Below are 26,097 nucleotides of genomic sequence, written 5' to 3' on the forward strand. Positions count from 1 at the left end.
TGTAAAAAATCCAATAAGGTTGTCGCGGCTCAAAACTCTAACTGATACTGACCCTTTTTGAACGAGAGTTCTATATCATCACCCTCAATGGTGCATTGGGGACACGCCGCGCTTTCGTCGCGAAGGTCTTCGCTTACGAAGAGATGATCCAGGTTGAGCGTGTTCTGAATAAACATCCAGCGCTGCGAGCCGTAGCGATGGCGTATGCGCTCGACGACGGTCTCGTCATCGGCGAGAGTGGCGGGGATTTTGGCCCGCTCCATGTCACCGGTGGTGTAGACGTTGATGAAGGTCTTATGCTCATCGATTGCGTCGCGGAGTCGCCGAGTGATGAAGTCTGCCAGACCAACGCCGATAGCATTTCCTTTGGAAGCGGTAGCAAGTGACATGGCGGCAATGATTTTGATATTGGGACTGTCGAGATCCTCATAACCTTTTACGCCGCGGTAGCCGATGACGTTGGTATCCATCCCCGTGCCGCTGAAGGTTTTGCCAATCTCGTTGACGATCAGCACGTTGAGCTCGTCAATGGGTATACGCGGGAAATATTCGCGGCAGCGATTGAGTAATGTCGGTTCGCGCTCAAGGATCTTATCGGCCGGAAGGGCGTGAATTTCGGCCGTCTGATCGAAGCCATCTTCCAAAATCGCCAGACCTGCCCAGAATTTTCCGGAGTCAACCAGCACCTGGCCCATTTCCAGCAGCATGTCCTTCATTTGTGGTGTGGGACTCGAATGAAAGGTCTCGGCAGATTGGATTTTGCCCATGCCGACTACCATCATTTTCACCAAGCCGCTTTGAACTGGACCGGAGAAACAGGTGTGGAGTTTCACACGATTGACGACCAGGATACCGTCGGCTTCGTAAGAATGACGGTCGAGCCATACGTCGCCAGTTTTCACGGAGGCAATTTTGACGCACTCCATGCTTGAGAGAATCGGCATCTGCATCGCCTTTTCAGTCATGCCGAGCGATTCGATCATCTGTTGTTGCCCCTCGGCCGTAGCTCCGTTGTGGGAACCCATGGCAGGGACCATAAAAGGCTCGGCCCCATGTTCGCGGAGCCAATCCCCCGTGGCGCGGACGATGGTCGGAATCTGAGAAATACCGCGACTACCGACCGGAATTGCCACACGACCCTGCGGAGGTTCCATACCAAGGCGATCGAGCTGCAGGTGGACTTCGCGAGCCACGTCCGAGAGCGGATTTGAGACAAGGTTCTGTCGTACCGAGAGTAACTTCATCGGGGCTTCATCTTTAGCCATGGTCGGTCATCTCATTTCTAAACAGAAAAGGCTCACTCACACTTTTGCAAGTGTCTCCGGGGTCTCCGCAGCAAGAACCAGGATCTTGCCATCCCCCATGCGACCGGTGCGGGCAACTTCGACGAGCTTGCGGACGACTTCCTCGCAGCGGGCGTCTTCGACCCAGGCGGTGATTTCTACTTTGGGGAGAAACGCCTCGGAGTATTCGCTCTCAGTGTATTGGTCGAGGTAGCTTTTCTGCCGCCCCATCCCTTTCACTTCACGCACATGCACAGCCTCCAAAGGAGCGAGCCGCAGGCCTTCGAGGATCTTTTCGGCAAGGTATGGCTTAACGATGGCAATGACTTGGCGCATAGGGGAAGCTCTCGGCTTGTAGCTCTCGGCCATCAGCTAGTTTTTTCTGATAGCTGAAGGCTGACCTCAGACAGCTTCTATTCTAACTGAAAAAGTTCTCGCCGAAGAGGTCCAGCTCAGGCCCGGTTTCCACTTCCATGTCACCTTGGATAGTCACTTGGCAGGAAAGCCGCATGGTCTCTTCATTGCCGAGATACGCCATCGCAGGGATAGGATCGAGCCCACCAGGAGTGACAGGGGTTGGAATTGGCCATTTGAGTCGCGTTTTTTCCACTAACCCCATCTTGCTGGCATTCTCCATACCCTTGATGATGTTCACGCGACAAGTGCCGCATTGGCCTAGACCGTGACAATTGACGAACTTGTTCAGCGAGGCCCCGAAACCGTTGAGGCCCTGATGCGGATTCACACCGGCCTTCATGGCCTCTTTGCGGAGATTAGCCCCCTCAGGAACTTCGATTTCTTTCTTCTCTTTGATAAACTTCACAACCGGCATCGGCGACCAACCCTTTGAAACTTGAGGGAACTCGAATCGAGAGGATCGGCTACCGTTGCTGCCGACCAGTGGGTAGGATAATCTACCGCGCCGCAGGGAGTCGGAAAAGTGGAAACGTCTATGGTTTCCGCATAAATTTGGCTCGATTCGCTGGCAATGTTGCGCGGCCATAATACCCGTTTCACACGATAACCCTATAGAATTGAGCGATGGGCAAAGATTATTCCAAACATCAACAGAAGATCATCAAGAACTATTACGATAACAAAGACGCGATTTCTCTTCAGAGACTTAGCGAATTGGTAACAGATCTCTATCTGGCCGAAGGCAAGAGCCGCGTAACTAAATGGAATCAAGTGGTCGCAGTCTTGGAAAAACTCGGCATCAGCGCCAATCGGATAGAGCAGCTTCGCAAGAAGGATGATCCGGCGATGTTGGTCAAGGTGGTGGAAGAACTAATGGCGAAAGAATGAAGCAATATCTCGCGCTACTTCAACACATTCTCGACCAAGGCGTCGCCAAGAGCGATCGCACGGGGACCGGTACGCGGAGTGTGTTTGGATATCAGATGCGGTTTGATCTCGCTGAGGGGTTTCCTCTAGTGACCACCAAGAAGCTCCATCTGCGGTCCATTATTCACGAATTGCTTTGGTTTCTGCGCGGAGAGACAAACGTCCGCTATCTGAATGAAAATCGTGTGACGATTTGGGATGAATGGGCCGACGACGAAGGGGAACTAGGGCCCGTTTACGGCAAGCAATGGCGGTCTTGGAAGGCTCCTGACGGACGCAGCATTGATCAGATCACCGAAGTGGTTGAAGCAATTCGTACCAATCCCGATTCACGCCGTCTGATCGTAAGTGCCTGGAATGTGGCCGACGTAGATCAGATGGCCCTGCCGCCATGCCATCTGCTCTTTCAGTTCTACGTGGCCGAAGGAAAACTCTCCTGCCAGCTCTATCAGCGCAGCGCCGACGTGTTTCTGGGTGTTCCCTTTAATATTGCTTCCTATGCGTTGCTGACAATGATGATGGCCCAGATAACCGGGCTGGAAGCGGGTGATTTTGTTCATACTCTTGGTGATGCCCACTTGTACGACAACCATTTGGAACAAGCCTCGCTGCAACTTTCGCGCACACCGAGACCTTTCCCACAGATGAAGATTAATCCGGCTGTCGACGATATCTTCACCTTCCAAATCTCGGATTTTGACCTCACGAACTACGATCCCCATCCCCACATTTCCGCACCGGTGGCTGTATGAAAATTGCAATTCTAGTAGCTGTGTCGGAGAATGGCATTATTGGCCGCGAGGGGAAACTCCCCTGGCACATGTCTGCCGACTTACGGCGATTTAGGCGGATCACGATGGAACATGCGATCCTCATGGGGCGCAAAACATGGGAATCCATCGGACGTCCCCTGCATGGCCGAACTTCTATAGTCATTTCTCATAACAAGGACTATGACACGGGTCATTCCGAAGTGAAGGTCGCTGGCGATCTTGACGAGGCGCTAGCCATCGCTCGCCAAGCCGATTGCGATCAAGACCAGGCATTTGTCATCGGTGGTGCGGCGATTTACGAACTGGCTTTGCCGCAAGCAGATCGACTCTATTTCACGCGAGTTCTTGCTGATGTTGAAGGAGACGTCAGTTTTCCCGAGGTTAACTGGTCTGAATGGGAAGTGAAGGAAGAGTCGCACCATACGGCCGACGAGTTTGACGAGTACGACCACACATTCTCGGTTTATCAGCGAGTGTAGGAGTGAAGGGGGAAGTAAGGGAAACGTGCGATTGGCAGTACGCTGGCCGCGGGGAATTGGTGCCTTATCATGACGAGGAATGGGGCGTTCCAGTCCACGACGATCGCAAGCAGTTTGAATTTCTTACGCTCGAAAGCGCTCAGGCAGGTTTGAGTTGGATCACCATCTACCGCAAACGCGAGGCCTACCGTAAGGCATTCGCCGAGTTCGATCCGGAGAAGGTCGCCCGGTTCACTGAGAAGCGAATCGAGAAGCTGCTCCTAAATCCGGGTATCGTCCGCAATCGACTCAAAGTAACCGCTGCGGTAACCAATGCCCGTGCGTTTCTTAAAGTGCAGGAAGAGTTTGGCACCTTCGACAAATACATCTGGGGCTTCGTCGGCGGCACGCCCAAGGTCAATAAATGGAAGCGAATGAGTCAGCTTCCCGCCACCAGCAAAGAATCCGACGCCTTAAGCGGCGACCTCAAACAGCGCGGTTTCAGATTCGTCGGCAGCACGATCGTCTACGCCCACATGCAAGCCGCTGGGCTGGTGAACGACCATCTTGTGCATTGCTTTCGGTATCGGGAATGTGCAGAGATAAAGTGATCGACCTTCAATTGTTCTCTTCCGAAAAAGCCATCACTTCGCCAATCTTCTCCGCCCCAATAGCGAGCACAGCCAAGCGATCGAAACCGAGGGCGCAGCCAGATGAGTTTGGTAATCCCAGCTGCATTGCCGCTAGGAGTGACTCAGGCATCGGGAGGGCATGGCGGCCAGCTAATTCTCGCTGCTGATTGACTACAGTGAGTCGTTCGCGTAATTCAGCCGCGTCGGTGAGTTCATGATATCCGTTGGCTAGTTCGACACCCTTCCAGTAGAGTTCAAAACGTTCGGCAACTTCGATTCCGTCGTCACGGATCGCCAGTTTGGCGAGTGCCGACTGGCTGGCGGGGTAGTCGTAGAGTAAGTCGGGAGCGGTCAATCCAAGCTGCGGTTCGATACGCGCGGTCAGCAGCAGATTGAGCCACTCATTGCGATCGGTAGTGGGCATGTTCTCAGGAATCGCGATAGCGTTCCTTTTGGCACAAGTAGCCAGCTGTTCGCAGGTTGCGGTATGAGGGCAAATCTCCAGCAGCTCTTGAAACGCTTCGCCATATCTAATCCGACGGGCTGGGGGAGTGCCCAACAGCGTCTGACAGAGTTCGTCTAGCAGGTTCATGCCGGCTTGCATGTCATCGCCTTCGCGGTACCACTCCACTAGTGTGAATTCGGGATTGTGCAGTCGACCTAACTCATCAGCCCGGAATGACCGAGTGACCTGAAAGATAGCAGGCATTCCTTCGGCCAAGAGGCGCTTCATGTGCAATTCGGGAGAGGCTTGGAGGAAAGCCGTGCGACGCGTTGCGTCACTACTCACAGCGATTGGTTCGATATGAAGCTCGGGGATCACCTCACTGGAGAGCAGCGGGGTTTCGACCTCGATAAAGTTGCGATCGTAGAAGAAGCTACGGAGCCGGTTGAGAAGTTCGCTGCGCCGTTGCAGATTTTGAATTCGGTTGAACATGGCGAGCACTATTTAGGCTGACGCCCGTGCTGGGATCGGTTGCCCTGGTAGTAGCGGGGGCATAGGACAATCGAGCATGTCGCAAATGCCGCGGAAGAGTTCGGCTTCCTTAATTGACACATCTCGATCGTAGCAGATCAGATCCGCAGCGGCTTCGATTATCTGATGGCGAAGTTTGGGTGTTACCGCGCGGAGGGTTTCCAATGCTTTCTGCAATGCCGGAAGGGTACACTCCGCGGCAGGTAGCAGCGAAACGTTGACTCCTGGGACCATTTGAGCAGCATGACGAAACGATCGTTCAACTCGCTCTCCCGTATTGTCAAGGTTTGCGAGGGTTGAGAGCAGCGTGCCGACCTCATGTCCTAGGCGTTCGAGACTGTAGTAAGCGACGCGAGGCGGACGCGTTGGCTCGAATTGCGGACGCAAGTGCCGCAGTAAAACACTGTGAAGCATCCACTCAAATGGCGCGATGCGGCGATCCGCTTCGACCAGTTTGGCAAAGGCTTGTGAGAATCGGTGATACTGGTCCTTGGTCATCGTCCGCAGAGCAGGCAAGGCCAGGTCCACCAAGGGAAGTCGGGCACGAGGATCGACGCTCTTTACCTTCGGCTCAAGTTTCCGGGTTAGCTCCACCACGTCAGGCGCAATCGAGTTTGTCAGAGCAGCGTACTGTTGTTGGCGAATCTCATCGTCCGCATCCAAGAGCAGGCCAAACATCACCGCCCGCGCGCCATAGGGTTCTCGCACAGTTTCGAGTATCTCTGACGGAAGGCTTTCGATCAGCTCGGCGGCATATTCACGATGCCGTTCGGTTGGGCTACCGACTTGCTCCGGCGAATCTTGTACAATTTCGATTGGAACTTCGTCAGCCCCTGCAGAGAGTCCTACCAGTCCTGCGGCAGTTCCCAGTTCAGCCAACCCCAATTCACTCATCGCAGCGGGTATCTTGGGAAGAGCTGGGAATTTGCGGTCCCATTGAGGGTCAAGCTGGATTATCCGCTTTGCTAGAGGGGGGTGCGTGGCCATCAAGCCTGTAAACCCTTCCCAGACGCCTTGGCTAAAATACATGTGGCTCAACTCGGCGGCACGAGGGCTTTTGAGTCGAGAGCCGGAGACGAAGGCTCCGATGCGTTTAAGCGCACCAGCGATTCCCTCGGGATTACGAGTAAACTGCACAGCAGAGGCATCCGCCAGGTATTCACGCTGCCGAGAGACGGCTGCTTTTATCAGGTTGCCTAAAAACGTCCCCAAAAAACCGATGAGCATGAGCCCTAGGCCTAGGATCACGAAGTAGATCGTTGAGTCTCCCTTGCCTGAACGTCGATTTCCTCCGCTACGGGCCGCTATTTGAAACAGCATGCGGCCAATGAGTCCCATCAGCAGAATGCCGTGCAATACGCCAATCAGGCGAATGTTGAGTCGCATGTCTCCGTTGAGGATGTGGCTGAATTCGTGGGCGACGACTCCCTGCAATTGTTCGCGGGTGAGATGTTCGACTGTGCCACGAGTGACGGCCACAACGGCGTCACTGGGAGAATACCCAGCGGCGAACGCATTGATAGCCGGCTCGTCCTTGAGCAAATACACCGGTGGCACCGGCACACCAGAGGCGAGTGCCATCTCCTCGACAACATTTACCAAGCGTCGTTCGACAGGATCGGTAGTATTCTGCGGCACGCGCTGGGCACCAAGGTTCTCCGCCACAGTGGTTCCGCCACCACGAAGTTGAGCAACCTTGAACAAGCTACCTCCAGCGATAAGCGCCAGCGAACAGGCACTTGCACCCAATGGCACATTCCAAGGATCCAAGGTATCGCCGGCGACACCACGAGTCAGTTGTTCCTGTTCGTTGGCCATCATTGCCAGCCCGAGTGTGGCGAAGAAAACAGTCGCCACGATCGCAATTACTGCCAAAGTGAATACGACTACCAACCACTTCGTAGTGCGGCGTGCATCAGTCTGACGTTGATAGAAGTTAGTGGACATGGGGAGGGTTGAGAGTGGAGTGTTGAGTGTTGAGGGAAAGCAGAGAGTATCTATGGACACTCAACCCTAACCCCTAATCTCTCAACACTAGAACGACACTTTCGGTGCTTCGGCAATGGCTTCGCTGTCGGCGAACTCTAGCAATTCGGCGTCGCGGCTGTGGCCGAACATGTTGGCGAAAATCACGGGAGGAAAGGTCTGGCGATAGGTGTTGTAAGTCATCACCGCATCGTTGTAGGCCTGCCGTGCAAAGGCCACTCGATTCTCGGTCGAAGTAAGTTCCTCGGTGAGTTGGGCCATGTTTTGGTTGGCCTTGAGGTCGGGATACGCCTCAGAGAGGGCAAACAATCGGCCCAGTGTGCCACCTAGTGCCGTCTCGGCCGCGGCCAATTCATGCATCGCCTTGGGATCGCCGGGCGACGCTGCAGCTTGTTGCAAACCGCCAACAGCACGATTGCGAGCGTTGATAACTGCTTCGAGCGTGTTTTTCTCATGGCCCATGTAGCCTTTGACCGTTTCCACCAGATTGGGGATCAGGTCATAGCGCCGCTTGAGCTGCACTTCGATCTGTGCAAAGGCATTTTGGAAGCGATTACGGAGTGCAACCAAATGATTGAAAATGCCCACGCCATAGAGCAGCAGGAGGAAACCGACACCGACGATGATGGCCAGAATTATCCAGGGTGACATATAAGTCTCCATTTGTTGACAGATGGGGGGCGGATTGTAATTCTCTTCTTATTCGCTTTTGAGCGAGCAATATTGTCAGGAAGTCGTTAAATTTCCTGCATTATTTTTAACGTCGGCTAGGGGGGGATGTCAGCCTTCGTTGGGGTCCTTGGATCGTTCGATGTAGCTTTGGGTTCGGGTGTCGACGCGGAGCCAGTCACCGATATTGATAAATGCTGGGGCAAGTACCTCAGCTCCTGTTTCTAGAGTGACCGGTTTAGAGACGTTAGTGGCCGTATTGCCTTTGACCGCCGGTTCGCAGTATTGCACTTGCAGGATAACATGGTTGGGGAGCGTCACGCCAATGGGATTGTCGTTGAACACCAACAGCGAACATTCCATTCCTTCTTTGAGGAATTTCGCGTCATCGCCGAGTTGGTCGGGAGTCAACTCATACTGCTCATAGTCGTCGGACTTCATGAAGACAAAGTCTTCCCCCTGCTTGTACAAAAACGAAGCTGTGAATTCCGACACATCGGCTGCCTCGACCGTCTGTCCGGCGCGGTAGGTCTTGTCAGTCACGGTGCCACGGACGAGATTCTTGAGCTTGCACTCGTAGAGAGCATTTCCCTTGCCGGGCTTGCGGAAATTCATTTCGATCATCTGAAAAGGAATGCCATCAATCTGGATCTTGAGTCCTTTGCGGAATTCGTTCGTACTGTACGTGGGCACGGTGTATCTTCCTGTTTCGCTTCGGGTTATGTTGGTTAGGTGAATGGGTGAGTAAGTGAGTTGGTGAGTAAGTGAATATCAAAATGGCCATTCTAGCGAGTAAAGATCGATCTGTCCGCCCCGTCCCGAAACCAGCGGCGGAGGCCACCTGGCAGGCAGAAATCCGTGAAGCGGTGCGGGATGGAGCCGAGTTGTGCCGCCGGTTGGGTCTCCCTCCGGAATTGGCTAGCCAGGCAGCGGCGGCCCAGTTTCCCGTCTTTGTGCCCCCAAGCTACCTGACGCGTATCAAACCGGGGGACGCAACCGATCCCCTCTTGCGACAGGTCATGCCGTTGGCCGAGGAAGAAGTGGTGGTTGCCAGTTTCACGACTGACCCCGTAGGAGATCAAGCTGCAACCCTGCATCCAGGGGTGCTGCAAAAGTACGAGGGCCGCGCACTATCGGTTGCCACGGGGAGCTGCGCGGTGCATTGTCGTTACTGTTTCCGCAGACACTTTCCTTATGAAGAAGCACCTCACAGCGAGGCGGCCTGGGATTCGGCACTGAGAGCTATTGCAGAGGATCCTTCGATAACGGAGGTCATTCTCAGCGGGGGCGATCCGCTCATGCTCGTAGATTCGCGGGTGGCGATGTTGGTGGGCAAAATCGCGGACCTGCCGCACATTGCGAGGTTGCGAATTCACACACGGCTACCGATCATGATTCCGCGTCGAGTCACCGACGCACTTCTTGAGACGCTGGCCGGGACGAAACTGACCAGCGTCATGGTGATTCACACCAACCATGCCCGCGAGTTGGCCAGCGACGTGGCAGTGGCTCTCGAAAGACTCGGGAGTGCCGGAATCATGCTCTTGAATCAAGCAGTCTTGCTGCGGGGTGTGAACGATTCAATTGTCGCTCAGCGCGAGTTGAGTGAAAGGCTCGTCGCGGTTGGGGTGTTGCCTTATTACTTGCATCAGCTTGACCGTGTGGCGGGGGCGGCCCACTTCGAAGTCCCAATTCCGGAAGGCAAACAGATTATCAACGACCTGCGACAGCAGCTTCCCGGGTATATGGTCCCGCGCTACGTGCAAGAAATCGCGGGTGAGGCAAACAAAACGGTCCTTGCATGACACGAGTCAGTATTTTCGACACGCCTGGATTAGAACAATTGCAGCGTGACTTGCGAATCGATCCCCATTGTGTGCGCAAGCTACGAACCTCGATGTTCAAGCATTTTAAATCGGACGAGTTTGCACTCGCAGAGTTTCCGATAAGCGAGCAACTTGCGTTGCATCCACTAACGCTCGATTCGCGGCATGATTCGCAAGTTGACGGGGCAAGCAAACTGCTATTTCGCACAGCGACAGGCATGCTGATCGAGTCGGTGATTCTCCGCATCACCACGGGTCGCACGACGTTGTGCGTATCGAGTCAGGTAGGATGCGCAGCGGCTTGCGAGTTTTGTGCCACGGGCAAGATGGGAATTGCACGCGATCTGACCGCCGAAGAAATCTGCGACCAGGTGTTGCAGGCAGGACAGTTGCTGGCCAAGGAAGGTCGCACCCTGAGAAACATTGTCTTCATGGGGATGGGCGAACCGTTTCATAATGAGGAGCAACTCTACGCGGCACTAGATATTCTCACGGCACCTCAGACATTCCATTTCTCTCCAACCAAGATACTCGTGTCGACAGTAGGAGTTCCCGAGGCGATGCTCCGCTGCGTACGCCGGTTCCCACAGGTGAATCTTGCGTTGAGTTTGCACAGTGTTTCGCAAGAGACACGCGAGCAGTTGATTCCCCTGGCAAAAAGATTTCCACTCGACCAATTGCAATCCACGCTCAGGCAAGCAAATTCGTTGCAGCGCAAGCCCGTCATGATCGAGTATCTGATGCTTGCCGGTGTGAATGATTCGGTGGTAGCAGCCCAAGAATTGGTCGACTGGCTCGCAGGCCTCAACGTCCACGTCAATCTGATCCCCTACAACTCAATCGAGGATGCCCCGCACCTGACGGGAACTGACCGCCCAGGCCGTGATGCCTTTGCGAGTCTTCTCAAGCAAGCTGGCGTGCCGACGACGATTCGCTATTCACTAGGTGCCGATATTGCCGCCGCCTGTGGACAATTGGTGAGAAAAGAAAACCGCGCCCAAGCGCTGGCTCAATCGAGCTGACTATAACGGGCGAATTCAGTATCGCAAGATTTGAGAGTCGCTCTACGCGAACTGGCCAGCGCAGCAAGGTGAGCGTCAGTGATCAGGTTTCCACCCCTGACAGCCTCATGGAAGCAGTTTTTGGAAAGCGTCGCGCCGAGCAATTGGCCAAAGCGTTCGACGTTCATCCGCAGGAGAACTGCCAAGTCCCACTCGTGACAAGTCCATAATTTATCTCTCGCAAAGGCGCGAAGGCACAAAGTTGTAGACTGACATCACTTACATTCTTTGCGCCTTAGCGCCTTTGCGAGAGGCAATTCCTTGCAAAACCACTTGACATGAACCGCCGGGTGACTTATTATTTTTAATAATGTGGATCATCAAAGAACACGCCAGCATAAAGAAGGCATGTGCGAAAGCCCCCCGAGGTGTGGTCAAGAAATACGAGCTTTGGAAAAGCCTGGTCTTCCGGCATGGTCCAGCGAAGCTCAAGGAGTTTCAGGGGTTTCATGACGAAGAACTCAAAGGAGAGCGGGCGGGACAGCGATCCTCGCGATTGAGTTTACAGTATCGAGTCATTTATGAGGTTGATCGTAAACAAGTGACTGTGTTCGTTCTAGATATTACACCGCACAACTACTAGGGTTCACCATGAGCAGTAATTCGCGAAATTTTACCACTGCCAGATCCCACGTCCCGCTGTCGACGGGTGAAGTGATTCGGATGCTGCGCGATCTGAAGGGATGGACGCAGCAGGAGTTGGCCGAGCGATCGGGTATCAATGCCTCGAACATCAGCTTGCTGGAAAACGAGCGGGTCGAGATTGGCAAGCGTCGCGCCGAGCAATTAGCGAAAGCATTCGACGTTCATCCGGCAATTATTATGTTTCCGGAATACGAAGCAGACGCGATTGGTAGCGCGGCGTAACACTGCACGCGGCGAGGCTGTCGGGAGGAGGAAATAAGGAGAGGCTAGAAACCACCACTTGCTCCCGGGATGATCGCTGTAAACCTCAAAGAGGACGCAATGCAAGAATCCACCGATTTCTAGCTGCTCTACCAATGGTCGCAACAAGCAGAGCCTTTTCCTGACGTAGCGGCGGATTGGCACGCTCATCATACTACACAACTCTTACTTTCATTGCTGGGCTAGCTCCTCGCGGCAGCACCGGCTAAGTTCCTAGGTTTGGCACGCCGCCGCGGCTAGCATCAAGCTTCACCACTAGCGTCGTGGTTTCACTCCTATGTGAGCTTGTCGTGCTCAGAATATCCAATTGAGGAACACGATAAACAGCACAACAAAGATGAAGAACGAGACGATATGCCAGAGGCACCCTAGGCCGTCTGGGCTGCTGCTTCCGCCGCCTGGGTCGCCAGGGCTGTCAAAGATATCAAAGTCGCCGAACACGGTTGCTGACTCATTCTTCGAGTTTAAGCGAAAATGTCCGATGGTGCTTGGGTATTAGCCGCGCATTGGATTGCCGTCGGTAAAGAGACTATTCGCCGGAGCGATATGATCCTTGACCGAAGAAAGTAAACTATACCAAGGATCCCACAATTTTCCGAATCTAAGTCTGTCTTACCGACCGCCGCTAGAAACAGCAAATCCCGCTAAGTTCCGGGGTTTGGCACGCCGCCGCTGGAAACGGCTAGCTCCGCAACTTGCCTCAGTGTTTCACGCCGAAGCAGGATACGTGTGCACCGAAAGCCGGAGTTTTTGCCGCCACTTCACTGAAAAGGTACAATTTGATACTGGCGATGTATTTGTCTAACTTTTAGGCTAGGCATCTTTGCAATTAAGGCTAACTTCCTCGGACCGGCAGAAATTTGCGCAATTGGGTCTCAGTGCCGTCGATGGTGGGCAATGCTCGCAAGCGATCTGCCAAGCGTGTCTAATTAAGGTTTCAGACACCTTGCGTCACAACAGTCGCGATGCTTGCGGACGGTTATTGCTTGTGACCCGTTTGGCCTTCAAGTACAACGACAGTAAAGAACTGTAAAAAAAATGAATCAAAACCAATCCCCAAAGTTCCAGCCACAATCCGCCACGATTCGTCGTGTCAGGGTTCTCTTATGGTTCGTGCTTTTGTTGACATTCTTAGGCGTCTTTTTCCCCATGGTGGTTTTCGCTGTGTATCAACCAGTAGGATCACCAATAATTTGGGGAATTGCCGGTAGCAGTATGGCAATTGCCGTTGTCTGTTTGCTTGTGAGCCTTGCCGGGCTTAGTTCGCCGTTCTTCGCCCAAATCTATGGTCTGGGTATTGCTGGCGCGTTTATTGTCGTTAGCCGCTTGGTCGCACTGTCAGCGACGGCCCAATTCTCTACGGGACGATCGGAAGGTTGGAACTGGGGGGACCCTCTTGCGTGTTTCGCTTTGACGATTGGTTTGGCATCGGGATATGTTCTCTTCAAGCAAAAAAGAGCGACGGAATGTGCGAAGCAGGATTTGTCCTAAATTGGCAGCTCCACAAGATGTTAAGTTGGCTTTCACGTGCGGAAAGCACATCTACCTTTCAGCATCACAATATGTGGACACTTCTGATTCGCTCTATGGGATGTCTGACGATAACCTTGTCGTCTTCGAAGAGGCAGTTGCAAAGAAGTACCGCGTCGTTCCGCACGCCAGCGACGCCTAACAATCGTGGCGTGAGTAAGTGCGTAGGGCATAACCTCCTGTCTCGCGAACCTGCGGCAGCTTCATCGTCCTGATAAGTACTGCGGATTTATCGTCCGCCGCTACCAAACCCCCATTTGGGGGGGTGCTGGGGTGGCGTTGCGGCCAAGTTCCGGGGTTTGGCACGCCGACGCTAGAAACGGCTTGCTCCGCAACCTGCCTCTGAGTTTGACGCTTCGGCAGTATCACTTCTTTTCGTTTGCGGTAGCAACACGAGTACGATTAGTCCAAGAATACCCAATACCCCCAACAAGCCTATCGATTTTGAATATCCCTTGCCTCGTGCGTAATTTATCGTACCCCAAACGAAGACAGCTAGCCCGGACACTATAAGTGCGAGACCTATTTCGAGAGGGAATCCGTTGAATTCGGGAAAGAAGAACCCGGCAATTTGTAGTACGAATCCCAACCCAACGCCAACGTTTGCATTTTTTTGCAGTTGCCAGGGCATCGATGAAGTTGTGTTTCTTACCGAGAAAAGAAACAGTAAGCTACCGACAAGTGTGCAAACAAATCCGGTCAATGCGAATAGCTGTATATTTCGGTCATCAGCGACATTGATTGAGAAGCGAGCAGGATTACTTAGGATGGCAAGCACCAGCCCCAACACGGCTAAAGCTAAACCATTGAATGCCACAATTACGTTCTGCTTATTTGACACGGTTATCCCTGAGTTGCTCGCAGTTGCTTCAGATTGTCGGTGACAATCACCAGCATAACTCAGCCCCATCGAGCACAACTAGTAGCTGCTGCAAATCTGCCTCAGATTCATCGACTTGGGCAGTTCCGAGCCACTCGCCTAAGTTCATCAGCTTGATCGTCCGCCGCTACAAAATCCCCATTTGGGGGGGTGACGTTGCGGCCAAGTTCCGGGGTTTGGCACGCCGCCGCTGGATAAGAGTTAGTGTGTGCCTCACGCTATTGCAGTTGTGAAGACAGGAGTACAATCAGCTCTTGTATCAAATCTACCTTGAAATATTTTAGGTTATTATTGCCAACATGTCTTGCGAAAAAGATATATTGGAACCCTCTTGCCAGAGCAACAACACCGACGTTATTTCGCAGAGTGGAAAAGTAATATTGTACGACGGGACAACAAACCACACTCGAATATGGTTGCTGGTCGTCATACACCTACTTTTTGGCATCGCCCCTCTAGCAGAATTTTTGTTTGACGGAACGATCTGGTTTTCCCCTGCAGATTTCGCTCTTGGTTCTCTCAGTATAGCCCAAATTATGCTTTTATCTTTTTGGGTAGGGATGGGTGGTTCTAAGTGGATCGTTCGAGTGTTGGGAGCGATCGTCGGGACAGCGTACGTTACTCTCTGGCCTGTCCTATCTCCATATATGTCTTTCCCCGTCGAAGAATACGAATCGTCTTTCTCGCAATCGTTTGTCAGTCTTTTTGCTTCCTATAGTGCGATAATTCTTCTACTCACGAGCGTGTTTGCGCTGATCCGTCGAAGAGGCACAAAGCTAATTCACCTATCCCAGCTGAATGTTGATATTTTACCTGCTCGCGTCCGGTACTCAACCTTTCACCTATTGATACTTATGTCGATATGTTCATTCGTACTTAGCCTGGCAAAACTGGCACAGCCACCAGAAGAGCCGACTACAGGATTTAGTACCTTCAGAATTGTTGCCCTCTTTCTCCTGATGTTGGTCGTTTTCCTTATCAATAACCTATGTGCTGCTTGGGCGACATTGAGCCTCAATTCGCCCTGGACACGAATTGCACTCGTCCTTGGCAATGCATTACTGCTTGGAATTTCATTTGCGATTGCCACTGGAAACTATTCTTTCTCGTGGCAGATGTTCATCGGTGTTTCTTTGATTCCGGTGCTGTCGACAGCAATTGTTATAGTATCACTATTGGTAATCCGCTCATGCCACTATCGGATCGTCCCAAGCGGATTGCTGCAGGCAGCCTCTTAATGTGTTAGAAGCGGCACCTGCGGCTATGTACAGCGGATTTATCGACCGCCGCTAGTTAATGATGCCTCTTTGACCCCCCAAAATCGCTCTGTGAGCGGTTCCATAGCGGCCCTGGGTGAATTTCCCTGCCGTTGACGTGGAGGCCTCTCTTGAACCTACCTTTCATCCCCTCTGTTATCTCCCTTTGCTCCTGTTCAATCGAGTCCAGAATATGTCGAATTGAACATGGAAGAGTGCCGGATCGGGTTGTGGTTGCTCCAAAAACTTGGGCATGCCTGGCGTCTGCGGCTTTTTTATCTGTTCCTCTACTTTGTCGGAACTTCGCGCAAGCTTTTGGCCGCGCAATTTGCTAGAATCACCCCTTGCACAGGTTGCCGTGGCCCACGTTGCTGCTGCGCTGTGATAACTGGACCCTTTCGACCATTTGGCGAGCGGGGGACGTCAGTCCCCTGCTGGCACAAGGGCAGGTGTCTACCCCCAGGCCGCCCGTGGGGTTTTGTCACGCAGAGAAATAGTTTTGTTTTACAAAACTCACATTAACCTAGAGAGTCGGTTGCAACACAAGTCCTGACCTGCCAATGAGTTGAAGCGAGCATGACTACTAGAAAAAGAGGGAGTTTTGTTTTGTAAAAAAAGTTATCTACGAAATGACCGTGACAAAACCCCCGCCCCGGTGCGCAGATTCGAGCAAAGATCGTTGGCCATGCGCAACCTCTCTGCGCCCGGCGGACACTTTATCCGGATGATCCTGAAGAAGAATAAGAGCCACCATGAAAAGCTTGTCGCACTTACTTTGCTTTGTCGTTTGCCTTCTGCTCACAACCCTTTCACGTGCGAGCGACCAGCTCTGGGTTGCCTATCCTGGCGGTGACGGTGCAGGGAAGGGCAAGCATCTTGTGTTCCTCTCCGGCGATGAGGAATACCGCTCCGAAGAGGCGTTGCCGATGCTGGCTAAGATTCTCAGTGAGCGGCATGGGTTCAAGTGTACCGTGCTGTTTGCCGTGGATCCGCAGACTGGCGAGATTGATCCCAATAACAACACATCACTCCCCGGCTGTGAAGAGATTGACTCGGCCGATGCTCTTATCACGGCACTCCGATTTCGCGCCTGGCCTGCTGAGGCTATCGAGCGCTTTGCGAAGGCAGTTGACGCAGGTAAGCCGATCATCGGGCTGCGAACGAGTACGCATGCGTTCAAGTATGCTGAGGGGAGCCCATATCACAAGTTCAACCTGTTTGGTGAAGAAGTGTTTGGCGAGGAATGGATCAACCACTGGGGACGCCACAAGCAAGAAGCAACTCGCGGGGTCATCGACCCCTCAGCCAAGGAAGATCCGATTCTCCATGGGGTAACCAACATTTTTGGGGACACCGACGTCTACGAGGCCTATCCCCCCGAGGATGCAATGATTCTCATTCGCGGCCAAGTCCTCTCGGGTATGCAGCCTGATTCTCAGCCTGCGAGCTATTCCAAAAAGCGGAGTAGCGACGGTCAGTCACAAGATGTCAATGACCCTATGATGCCCATCGCCTGGACCCGCGAAGTGCAGAACGATGCCGGCACTACCAATCGCGTCTTCTGCACCACGATGGGGGCCGCTACCGATCTGGTGTGTGAAGACCTGCGGCTGCTCATTGTGAACGCAGTCTACTGGGGACTCGATATGAAGGTCCCTGAGAAAGCTGACGTAGCAATTGTCGGCGAGTATAAGCCGAGCGATTACGGCTTTGATGGTTACCAGCGGGGTGTGAAGCCGCGGGATCACGCACTTGGCGCGAAGCCCAAAACTAGTGCCTTGCCGCTGAGATTCAACAAGCGTGAACGGATCGCGCTGGTTGGTAATTCGCTCGCCGAGCGGATGAGTTTGTTCGGAAACTTTGAGGCGTTGCTGTATAGCCGCTTTCCGCAGCAGGAATTTGTGATCCGCAACTTTGCGCGACCAGCGGATGCAGTCGACAATCTTCAACGGCCTGGCAATTACACCGTCATTGACGATCCCCTCGAGGTTTTTAGCCCAGACACTTATCTCTGTTTCTTTGGCTTCAACGAATCTTTCGCCGGCCCCGAGGGCGAGTCTGCGTTTCGCACTGCCTACGAAAAATATCTTGACGAGATAGCCGAGAAATATCCTCGTCGTCCGTTGGGAGAAGCTCCACGTTTCGTGCTCATTTCACCTATTGCCTGGGAACCGACTGGTAATCCTCTCTGGCCCCAAGCCGGAGAGCGTAACGCGCAACTCCGGCGTTACGCTGAAGTCGTGAAGGAAGTTGCCACGGCCCGCGGACTTGCATATGTGGATCTATTCACTCCGACCGAGACTCTGTTTGCTGCCGATCCCGGGATGCAATACACGATCAACGGCTGCCATCTGAATGAAGCAGGCGATCGTGAAGTGGGACTACTTCTGGACCGAGCTCTGTTCGGTGATTCGAACTCGGCCCACATCGATTCGGAGTCATTCAGCCAGTTACGCGATGCAATCAACGACAAGTCCTGGGTCCACCAGCAAGACTACCGTATGCTCAACGGCTGGTACGTCTATGGCGGCCGACGGACATGGGATAAGGAGACGTTTCCTCGCGAGTATGCCAAGATACGCGCGATGGCTGCCGTACGCGATCAGCGGATTTGGGACATCGCCCAGGGCCAATCGCCTGGCCCTCCCGACGATAGTGCCACCGGCGAGCTCTACGTGCCTGACACACGGTTTGGGAACCCGAGACAAGATTACTCTGAGCCGGAAGAATTAAAGTATCTAACTCCCGACGAGTGCATCGCGACGATGAGCGTGCCAGAGGGATTCGAAGTAAAGGCATTCGCTAGCGAGAGAGATTTCCCAGAACTTACGAAGCCGGTTCAACTTAACTTCGATAGCCGGGGTCGTTTGTGGGTTTCGTGTATGCCGACCTATCCCCAGTGGAAGCCGGGCAATCCCAAGCCCAGTGACCGATTGCTTATCTTGGAAGACACGGACAACGATGGTCGCGCCGACAAGTGTACGACTTTCTACGACAAGCTTCATTGTCCCACCGGGTTTGAGTTTTGGAACGGTGGCGTTCTCGTGACCGACCAGCCTCGGCTGCTCTGGCTCAAGGACACCGACGGTGACGATCAGGCCGATGTCGTTGTCCACTTGCTTGACGGTTGGGCGAGTGACGACACGCATCATGCCATCGGTGCGTACGAATGGTCCAACGGTGGTTTGCTGCACATGCTGGAAGGGGTGTCGATGAGTACGGCAGTCGAGACCCCTTGGGGACCCTATCGGCATCGCGACACCTCAGGGTCTTATGTTCTCGACCCCACGACTTTGAGAATTCGCCACTTCCAAACTCCTGGTTACGGCAACCCGTGGTGCTTTGTCTTCGATCCTTGGGGACAAGGGGTTGTGGGCGATGGAACCGGCGCGAATCAAACCTGGGCTACTCTCCTTTCGGGGGCGCAATTTCCTGGGCGCCGAGGGGTCGATCCTGTATTTAATAACCAGGGCATGCGCCCTGCGGTCGGCAATGAGTTTCTTTACTCTCGTCACCTGCCTGACGATGTGCAGGGGCAATTTATCTACGCCTGTGTGATCAACATGAATGGCATGCCGCGGTTTGTGATTCAAGACGACGGCGCGGGTTTCAAGGGCGAGCGACTAATGAAATCTTCGCATCCTGAAGACTTACTCATCAGCAGCGACAAAAACTTTCGGCCGACTGACCCCCAGATTGGGCCTGACGGTGCCTTATGGTTCGGCGATTGGTGCAATGCCCTGATCGGCCATATGCAGTATTCGCAGCGTGATCCGAGCCGCGACCACATTCACGGGCGTATCTATCGGCTCGTGGCGAAGGATCGTCCCCTTTTAGAACCCTTCACGCAGGCCGACAAGAGTGAGTCTGAGTTACTAGATCAGTTGCGTGTCTATGAGCCTCGCACCCGTTACCGGGCACGTCGAGAGTTGCGAGATCGAACTAAGGCAGACGTGACTGCCGCCGTGAATCAATGGGTTTCGCAACTCGATCCTCAGGATCCTGAGTACGATCGGTTGCAGTGTGAAGCACTGTGGGTCTTGCAGGGACATCACGCAGTCGATGAGAGGTTATTGCGCAGCGTACTTGCGGCTAAGTCATACCAAGCACGTGCCGCGGCAACGCATCTAGTTGCTGATGAACGCGAGTTTCTACCTGATGCGTTCTCGCTCCTTGAAAACCAGGTTCACGACGAGCATCCTCGAGTGAGGCTTGAAGCAGTTCGTGGCCTGAGCTTCTTTCCCACAACCGAATCCGTCGAAGCAGTGCTCGCCGTACTAGAACAGCCACAAGACTCTTACCTGAAGTACACCCTTCAGCAGTCGATCGGTGCCCTCGAACCAGTTTGGACCGACGCGTTCCAGGCAGGGACTTTCGCTCCAGGGAATCTGCAGGCACAGGAATATTTGGGCGAATACCTCGCCCGTCAGCGGCCTGGCTTGGCTGCTATCAAGCCGCTTAAGGCTGCGCTAGATCCTGACAATTCAGAAGATGTCCGCAACCACTCGTACGCAATGCTCGAGAAGCTTGCGGGCAATGCCGACAGTGGCCAAGCTGTTTTTGGCCGCGTGTGCGCCAACTGTCACAAGGTCGGAGACAGAGGCTACGAATTTGGTCCTAACCTCAGCGATGTAGGTAAGCGGCTCAAGCGTCGCGAACTAATCGAATCGATCGTCGAGCCAAGCAAGAAAGTAGATCCCAAGTACGTCACCACTACCGTGCTCACGGCAGACGGACTGCCGATGACTGGATTTGTAATCAACAAGGATGAGGACTCAATCACGCTCGCTCTTCCCGAGGGCGTCAAGAAAACCTTCACCAACGGCGATATCGACGAGGTTTTCGAAACCAAGCAGAGCAGCATGCCCGAGAATCTTGGCAGCACAATAGCGCCGGCCGAGTTTCTCGACGTGATCGAATATCTGTCAACGTTAAAATAGCTGCACTAACACGCAAAGTCCCTCGAATCAGAAGCGTTTTCGGGACAAACAGCATATTTTTCGCAAGCTGACCAATTGACGCAACTCTTGTCCGACAAATGCTTTGCATCATTTTTCCGGATAAGCGAATAATGGTTTCTGATCGCGATTTGTAACATTGCCAGATTCGCAACGCATAATTGCATTGGGGTTGTTGCCCCGCACAATTCCTGCACGGACGGCATAGGAAATCATTCTCGCGCTAGTTCCGGAGGGAAACTTGTGAAATCTGCCAAGCCCTTGCTGCTAATTGCAATCGCTTCGAGTTGTGTGATCTTGTTGCATCGCTATGTGTCTAGCAACACGATTGCCGAGAGCATCTCCCCCACGGAGTTTGCTCTGAACATCGTTACCTTGGGTGATAAGTCGGTCCGACTCATCGGACCGGTGGCCCCTGTTGCAGAGACAGGCAGCGGATTGGTGTTCAAGGCTCGTGTGGATACGGGCGCGAGTCGCTGTTCGTTGCATGTCGAAGAATGGGAAATCGACGATGCGGATACCGTGATGAGTGCTAACGTCGGCAAGACGATTCGCTTTCGCTTGGTAAATCGACGAGGCGAGAGTCAATGGCTCACTCGGCAAATAGCCGAGGTGGATCTGGTCCGAACTTCTGAAGATGAAGAGATGCGTTATCTGGTGCCTCTGTCGCTTTCCCATCAGGGAGTGGAACGCGAAGTACTCGTGTCGCTCAATGACCGCTCGAAGATGAGTTACGCAATGCTGTTAGGGCGCAACTATCTCGCAGGTGAATTTGTGGTCGATGTATCACGTGACAATGTCGACGGAAATTTATTCGCGGGCAATCCGTGAAAGCCGAGCCAGACGGCACTGTGACGGTGCCGGCTAAATGCTTGGTATCGGGTTAGCCTGCATCGTTCCGATCCCGGTTAGCAACGAGAATCAATCGCCGAGCAGCGACTTCTGACGATTGCTAGCTGCCGACCGCTTTACGCGAGACTCAAGCGTCGTGCCGTTCTTGGTGCTCGGAGCACTGGCAACAGGGTCGGCAGGGCCATCAAGGGGGTCGCCGTTCTCAATCTTTTTCAGCCGTTCAGTCGCGTATTTCACGTAATCGGTGGAGAGTTCGCAACCGAGGAACTCTCGGCCCAATTTTTTCGCGACAGCCAAGGTGGTGCCGCTCCCCGTAAACGGGTCGAGCACCAAGTCTCCTTCATTGGAACTGGAGCGGATGATGCGTCCTAAGAGTTGCTCTGGCATCTGGCAGCCGTGAAAACCTTGGCGTTCTTTGAACGTGCCAGCGACTCGCGAAAAGAACCAGGTATCTTGCTCTGGTGTGAATCCGTAAGCATCACTTTGAAAATCCTGGGGACGAAGGATCCAGGTATCGTCAGGGAGTCGTCCGGCAGGGTTGGCACGTTTGTCGCCGTAGACCAATGCACGAGCTGAAGGGACACGAATGGCCGGATCGTCGGCATTGAACGTGAATTGCGTTTCGTCTTTCACAAATTGAAAAAGATGCGCGTGAGAACGACTGAATTTATTCTTGCAGTTTACGCCGAAGGTGTAGTACCAGATAACCCAACTGCGGGTCGTGAAACCGATCTCACGCTGAGATGCCACTTTTAGCTCTGCCGCATACTCGTCGCCTATGGCCAGCCAAAAGGTACCATTCGGCTTTAACACACGATGAACTTCGCCGATCCAACTACGGCACCAGTCAAGATACTTCTCGTCATCCTGACGGTCGTCGTACTGGTCGTACTCATAGCCAATATTGAATGGAGGGTCGGCGAATACCAGATCGACCGAGCCTGAATTCATTTTTTGCATCGACTCGATGCAATCACCTTCGTGAATCTTCCCTGATTTGAGTGACATGGCATTCTTGCACGTGGAGTAGAAAGGAACATGGATGATGGGCGCATCTTACCTGACTATGTTAGAATTCTCAATCAGCGGAAACTAAACTAGAGCCCTTTCAACTACACCATCATGAAATACGCATTTTGCAACGAGATGTTTGGCGACGAGCCTTTTGAGAAAGTGTGGCCTGACGTGCGGAAGCTGGGCTATACGGGAGTCGAGATCGCGCCGTTTACGCTCTTCGCCGGGGGAGAGCCCGTCGATGTGCGCGAAATCTCAGCCAACAGACGCACTGAGGTGAAGCAACAGGCAGCGGATGCCGGACTGGAGGTCATCGGGCTACACTGGTTGCTAGCCAAGACTTCGGGCTTCTATCTGACAAGTCCTGAGAAAGCTGTCCAGCGGGCAACGGCCGAGTATTTCAAGGCACTTGCCCAATTGTGTGCTGACTTGGGTGGCAAAGTGATGGTGCTCGGCTCGCCACCGCATCGCAACTTGCTGCCAGGTGTTGGATATGACGAGGCGGAAAGCTACGCCGCGGAGGTACTGCGTGCTGCGATGCCGACCTGCGAGGATTTGGGGGTGACCATTGCTCTGGAGCCACTCGGGCCTGCCGAGGGTGACTTCATGCTCACCGCTGAAACTGCCATCGACCTCGCGAAGTTGGTCGACTCACCAAGTTGCCAACTTCATCTCGATGTGAAAGCCATGTCGACAGAGCCGAACTCTCCAGACGTCATCATCCGCGAGAGCAGCGATTGGCTGGTCCATTTCCATGCCAACGATCCGAACCTGCTAGGACCAGGCATGGGGGATGTTGAGTACGGACCTATTTTTGAGGCCCTACGGGACATCAACTATGCAGGCTGGGTCAGCCTGGAGGCGTTTAAGTACGAGCCGAGTCCCCAGGAGATAGCCAAGCAGAGCATTGAGTATATGCAGGAGATAACAAAGGCAATTGAATACGCTGAGGACCATCCAACCAATTGACAGATCGCCATTTTTTCAAGCTTCTATTCTTGAGATGGAACTCGCGGGCGAATCTGCTCTGCCGTGAATGCCGGGGTCCTATCTCGATGGGCACTTTCTAATCGCCGCTTTACTTCTGCCACTTCCTCCTTGGTGAAAACCTGGGTTTCATCCGTTGCGAAATCAGTAAGCGATAGAGTTCCAAGGATGCGACCTTGTGGGTCAAAGACCTCGATGGGGCTGATGGCGGAGGCGAGTTGACTGGATTGTTCAGCTGTCAAAAAGAGCCGGTTCATGGCGATACTCCTCGCCTAACGATGCGGAAAGAGGAAGTGCGACAACGCTTGCGATTCTACGATTTGGTGCGGAGGTGAGAAGAGAAAAAGCAGCAACAAATGACGCTTTAGTTCGCTGCCCGCAGTTCAGCAAGATTCTGTGCCGTGCCTACCAGCCGATCCCAGTTGTCGTGAATGTACTGAGGGGGGCCGCCGACCTGGGCCATCACTTGGGCTGCCAGTTCTGTCGGTACCATTTCGATGGCATCCCAAGGGCAAACCTTCAATTCGTAGGGATTCGACTTTTTGCCGGGGATGTGGACACAAACCTCGCAGCCAACGCAACGCTCGAGGTCGATCTCACACCATTGCTGATTCCCTTTGAGGACTCCTGCCTCAATAGTGCGCATTTCGATGCAATCCACGGGACAAACTTCCAGGCACGATTCGCAGCCTGTGCAGTTGTCGGCGTTGATGATCGCCAACTCTTTGGGGACTTTTTTGCGGGGACCTTGTTTGGCCATGGCTAAGCGAGGGGTGCAAAGGATGGCATCTCCGCGACGTGCCGCAGAGTGCTACATTGTGAAATCTGTCACAATCTTACCCTACTATCGGCGTCTAGCCAAGCGGGCCTCTGGTTTTTCAGGTTCAATTCTCACGGGATGGGCCACTTTAACGAGACAGGACGACCGAAAGCGAGAAGCAGGTAGTTTGAGACAAATGTTTCTCCTTAATGGGTTACCTCACTGACTTATTCCGCTTGTATAGGGGGACTTGCGACCCAGTGTTTTCTTGACAGAATGCTACCAATCTACGTTTTGGCAGGTACTTGTGAGTGCTGGCAAAGCCGATCGTCATTTCTTGCCTTGTAGGAGTTTATTGATGCCTGGAAAGCCAAATTACCTCATCCGCTCTGACGCGATCCATTTCATTCTGGCGTTAATCTTGTTCCCACAAATTGTTGTCGCTGCCCAGGCAGCGACGCTCTCTGCGACAGCAACTATTCAAGGCGATCAAGAGCAGGGAACTATCAGCAAGCACATTTACGGGCATTTCATGGAGCACCTGGGCCGATGCATCTACGATGGCCTCTGGGTGGGCGAAGATTCGTCAATTCCCAATACGCGCGGGATTCGCAATGACGTGATCGCCGCCCTCAAGGAGCTGAATTGCCCGAATCTCCGTTGGCCCGGTGGATGCTTTGCCGACGACTACCACTGGCGCGACGGCATTGGACCGCGTAAGGAGCGACCCAAGCGGATCAACATCCATTGGGGACAGGTGATTGAAACGAACGCATTTGGCACGCATGAGTTTCTTGACCTTTGCGAAATCGTCGGCGCTGAACCCTACGTTGCTGGCAATGTAGGGAGTGGCAGTCCGCAAGAGATGCGCGATTGGATCGAGTACATGACGTTCGATGGCGATAGTGAATTGGCCAACCTGCGGCGGGCCAATGGTCGAGAGAAGCCGTGGAAGATTCCCTTTTTCGGCGTCGGCAATGAAAACTGGGGCTGTGGCGGAAATATGACCCCTGAGTTCTACGCCGATCTTTATAAGCGGTTTGCCACGTTCTGCCGCGACTTGAGTGGCAACCACCTCATGCGGGTTGCCTGTGGACCTAATGGTGGCAACGATCACTGGACGAGTGTGGTTTTTCCACGTGTTAGTGGCCAGGCTGAGGCGTTGTCGCTGCATTATTACACACTCTCCGCACCTTGGCATGATAAATTGCGTGCCACCGGCTTTAGCGAAGTCCAATGGTTTGGAATTCTCAACAGTACTCTACGTATGGGAGATATTCTCGATAGCACCGAGGCTATTATGAATGCCACAGATCCTGAAAAATACAGACATTTGTTTGTCGATGAGTGGGGGACTTGGTATCGCGAAGAAGAGGGAACTAATCCTAGCGTTCTCTTCCAGCAAAATTCTCTTCGTGATGCCCTAGTGGCGGGACTTAACTTTCATATCTTTCAGCAGCACCATGAGCGCGTGAAGCTGTGCAACATCGCCCAAACGGTGAACGTATTACAGGCGATGATTCTGACTGAGGGTCCGAAAATGTTGCTCACTCCCACCTATCATGCATTTGAGATGTGCAAGGTGCATCAGGATACCAAGTATCTGCCTGTGAAATTGGAGTCACCTAGATACTCGTTGGGAAGCGAGTCGATCCCTGCCGTGAGTGTTTCTGCGTCTCGTGCGACCGATGGCACGGTCTATATCTCCCTCGTGAACACGCATGCACTTGAATCGGTCGATTTGAAATGCCAATTGGCCGATATCGATGCCAGTCAAGTCGCTGGCCGAGTGCTTACTGCGGATGCCCTCGATGCTCACAACACCTTTGACCAGCCAAATCGCGTTGAGCCAAGCGAGTTCTCTGATTGTTCGATCAGCGCAACTACCTTGAACACGACCCTGCCGCCCCATTCGCTAGTGGTACTCACCCTATCCAAATAATTGG

General features: G+C 53.3%; 25 protein-coding genes. 15 read left to right on the forward strand and 10 right to left on the reverse strand.

All coding sequences use genetic code 11. The features are described 5' to 3' along the window. Nucleotides 1-29: 29 nt before the first annotated feature. The 3 genes from Pla144_RS05470 to Pla144_RS05480 form a co-directional block, all read right to left on the reverse strand. A complete protein-coding gene (locus Pla144_RS05470; protein WP_146448554.1) occupies nt 30-1,265 on the reverse strand; it encodes a DUF362 domain-containing protein in 1,236 nt (411 codons plus the stop codon). A gap of 36 nt (nt 1,266-1,301) precedes the next feature. Beyond that, entirely contained in the window at nt 1,302-1,619 is a 318-nt protein-coding gene (locus tag Pla144_RS05475; RefSeq protein ID WP_146448556.1) for a P-II family nitrogen regulator, read from the reverse strand. 82 nt (nt 1,620-1,701) lie between these two features. Then, nucleotides 1,702-2,115, reverse strand: coding sequence for a 2Fe-2S iron-sulfur cluster-binding protein (locus Pla144_RS05480; RefSeq protein WP_146448558.1), 414 nt, complete (start codon nt 2,113-2,115; stop codon nt 1,702-1,704). Nucleotides 2,116-2,324: 209 nt separating this feature from the next. Between Pla144_RS05480 and Pla144_RS05485 the strand changes: the two genes are divergently transcribed. From Pla144_RS05485 to Pla144_RS05500, 4 genes are read left to right on the forward strand one after another with little or no spacing between them, the layout of a single operon-like run. Further along, nucleotides 2,325-2,588 carry a hypothetical protein gene (locus tag Pla144_RS05485; RefSeq protein ID WP_146448560.1) on the forward strand — a complete coding sequence of 88 codons (264 nt, stop codon included), beginning with the start codon at nt 2,325-2,327 and terminating at the stop codon, nt 2,586-2,588. Further along, complete coding sequence (locus tag Pla144_RS05490; RefSeq protein WP_146448562.1) at nt 2,585-3,379, forward strand: thymidylate synthase; 795 nt, start codon at nt 2,585-2,587, stop codon at nt 3,377-3,379. Before Pla144_RS05485 ends, Pla144_RS05490 begins: the two co-directional genes overlap by 4 nt. Further along, a complete protein-coding gene (locus Pla144_RS05495) occupies nt 3,376-3,879 on the forward strand; it encodes a dihydrofolate reductase (protein WP_146448565.1) in 504 nt (167 codons plus the stop codon). Before Pla144_RS05490 ends, Pla144_RS05495 begins: the two co-directional genes overlap by 4 nt. 2 nt (nt 3,880-3,881) lie before the next feature. Beyond that, nucleotides 3,882-4,469 (forward strand): DNA-3-methyladenine glycosylase I, encoded by a 588-nt coding sequence (locus Pla144_RS05500; RefSeq protein WP_146448567.1) that lies wholly within the window; start codon nt 3,882-3,884, stop codon nt 4,467-4,469. A 7-nt stretch (nt 4,470-4,476) separates the two neighbouring features. Here Pla144_RS05500 and epmA read toward each other — a convergent pair whose 3' ends face one another. The 4 genes from epmA to efp all read right to left on the reverse strand — a co-directional run bounded on the left by epmA (nt 4,477) and on the right by efp (nt 8,814). Beyond that, nucleotides 4,477-5,427: an EF-P lysine aminoacylase EpmA gene (epmA, locus tag Pla144_RS05505; protein WP_146448569.1), complete on the reverse strand. Its 951-nt coding sequence runs from the start codon at nt 5,425-5,427 to the stop codon at nt 4,477-4,479. Between the two features lie 12 nt (nt 5,428-5,439). Beyond that, nucleotides 5,440-7,413, reverse strand: coding sequence for a M48 family metallopeptidase (locus tag Pla144_RS05510; RefSeq protein ID WP_146448571.1), 1,974 nt, complete (start codon nt 7,411-7,413; stop codon nt 5,440-5,442). An 87-nt stretch (nt 7,414-7,500) separates the two neighbouring features. Beyond that, nucleotides 7,501-8,103 (reverse strand): LemA family protein, encoded by a 603-nt coding sequence (locus Pla144_RS05515; RefSeq protein WP_146448573.1) that lies wholly within the window; start codon nt 8,101-8,103, stop codon nt 7,501-7,503. Between the two features lie 129 nt (nt 8,104-8,232). Further along, nucleotides 8,233-8,814, reverse strand: coding sequence for an elongation factor P (gene efp / locus Pla144_RS05520; protein WP_146448575.1), 582 nt, complete (start codon nt 8,812-8,814; stop codon nt 8,233-8,235). Nucleotides 8,815-8,897: 83 nt separating this feature from the next. Here efp and epmB point away from each other — a divergent pair, with 83 nt between their 5' ends. The 9 genes from epmB (at nt 8,898) to Pla144_RS05570 (ending at nt 21,369) form a co-directional block, all read left to right on the forward strand. After that, the gene (epmB, locus tag Pla144_RS05525) at nt 8,898-9,926 is read left to right on the forward strand and encodes an EF-P beta-lysylation protein EpmB (protein WP_197530402.1); all 1,029 of its coding nucleotides are present in this window, start codon (nt 8,898-8,900) and stop codon (nt 9,924-9,926) included. Then, complete coding sequence (gene rlmN / locus Pla144_RS05530; protein WP_146448578.1) at nt 9,923-10,969, forward strand: 23S rRNA (adenine(2503)-C(2))-methyltransferase RlmN; 1,047 nt, start codon at nt 9,923-9,925, stop codon at nt 10,967-10,969. Before epmB ends, rlmN begins: the two co-directional genes overlap by 4 nt. Before the next feature lie 349 nt (nt 10,970-11,318). Beyond that, on the forward strand, nt 11,319-11,591 hold the full coding sequence (locus Pla144_RS05535; protein WP_146448581.1) for a type II toxin-antitoxin system RelE family toxin: 273 nt from the start codon (nt 11,319-11,321) through the stop codon (nt 11,589-11,591). An 8-nt stretch (nt 11,592-11,599) separates the two neighbouring features. Further along, entirely contained in the window at nt 11,600-11,875 is a 276-nt protein-coding gene (locus Pla144_RS05540; protein ID WP_146448583.1) for a helix-turn-helix domain-containing protein, read from the forward strand. Nucleotides 11,876-12,952: 1,077 nt separating this feature from the next. Continuing rightward, the gene (locus Pla144_RS05545; RefSeq protein ID WP_146448586.1) at nt 12,953-13,405 is read left to right on the forward strand and encodes a hypothetical protein; all 453 of its coding nucleotides are present in this window, start codon (nt 12,953-12,955) and stop codon (nt 13,403-13,405) included. A 1-nt stretch (nt 13,406) separates the two neighbouring features. After that, the gene (locus Pla144_RS05550; RefSeq protein ID WP_146448588.1) at nt 13,407-13,586 is read left to right on the forward strand and encodes a hypothetical protein; all 180 of its coding nucleotides are present in this window, start codon (nt 13,407-13,409) and stop codon (nt 13,584-13,586) included. A gap of 1,118 nt (nt 13,587-14,704) precedes the next feature. Then, nucleotides 14,705-15,562, forward strand: a complete 858-nt coding sequence (locus Pla144_RS05560; protein WP_146448592.1) for a hypothetical protein — start codon at nt 14,705-14,707, stop codon at nt 15,560-15,562. Between the two features lie 770 nt (nt 15,563-16,332). Further along, nucleotides 16,333-20,520, forward strand: a complete 4,188-nt coding sequence (locus Pla144_RS05565; protein WP_146448594.1) for a PVC-type heme-binding CxxCH protein — start codon at nt 16,333-16,335, stop codon at nt 20,518-20,520. A gap of 261 nt (nt 20,521-20,781) precedes the next feature. Continuing rightward, nucleotides 20,782-21,369 carry a putative ATP-dependent zinc protease gene (locus tag Pla144_RS05570; RefSeq protein ID WP_197530403.1) on the forward strand — a complete coding sequence of 196 codons (588 nt, stop codon included), beginning with the start codon at nt 20,782-20,784 and terminating at the stop codon, nt 21,367-21,369. A 90-nt stretch (nt 21,370-21,459) separates the two neighbouring features. Here Pla144_RS05570 and Pla144_RS05575 read toward each other — a convergent pair whose 3' ends face one another. Further along, on the reverse strand, nt 21,460-22,398 hold the full coding sequence (locus Pla144_RS05575; RefSeq protein ID WP_231936179.1) for a DNA-methyltransferase: 939 nt from the start codon (nt 22,396-22,398) through the stop codon (nt 21,460-21,462). Nucleotides 22,399-22,512: 114 nt separating this feature from the next. On the opposite strand from Pla144_RS05575, the gene Pla144_RS05580 reads away from it, so the two are divergent. Next, entirely contained in the window at nt 22,513-23,373 is an 861-nt protein-coding gene (locus Pla144_RS05580; protein ID WP_146448599.1) for a sugar phosphate isomerase/epimerase family protein, read from the forward strand. A 23-nt stretch (nt 23,374-23,396) separates the two neighbouring features. On the opposite strand, the gene Pla144_RS05585 is transcribed toward Pla144_RS05580, so the two are convergent. Both Pla144_RS05585 and Pla144_RS05590 read right to left on the reverse strand, forming a co-directional pair. Further along, nucleotides 23,397-23,648: a hypothetical protein gene (locus Pla144_RS05585; RefSeq protein ID WP_146448601.1), complete on the reverse strand. Its 252-nt coding sequence runs from the start codon at nt 23,646-23,648 to the stop codon at nt 23,397-23,399. Nucleotides 23,649-23,755: 107 nt separating this feature from the next. Then, entirely contained in the window at nt 23,756-24,151 is a 396-nt protein-coding gene (locus tag Pla144_RS05590) for a 4Fe-4S dicluster domain-containing protein (protein WP_146448604.1), read from the reverse strand. Nucleotides 24,152-24,509: 358 nt separating this feature from the next. Here Pla144_RS05590 and Pla144_RS05595 point away from each other — a divergent pair, with 358 nt between their 5' ends. Next, nucleotides 24,510-26,093 carry an alpha-N-arabinofuranosidase gene (locus tag Pla144_RS05595; protein ID WP_146448606.1) on the forward strand — a complete coding sequence of 528 codons (1,584 nt, stop codon included), beginning with the start codon at nt 24,510-24,512 and terminating at the stop codon, nt 26,091-26,093. The last annotated feature ends 4 nt before the right edge of the window (nt 26,094-26,097 follow it).

Origin of the sequence: Bythopirellula polymerisocia (genome assembly GCF_007860015.1) — a bacterium.
GTDB lineage: Bacteria > Planctomycetota > Planctomycetia > Pirellulales > Lacipirellulaceae > Bythopirellula > Bythopirellula polymerisocia.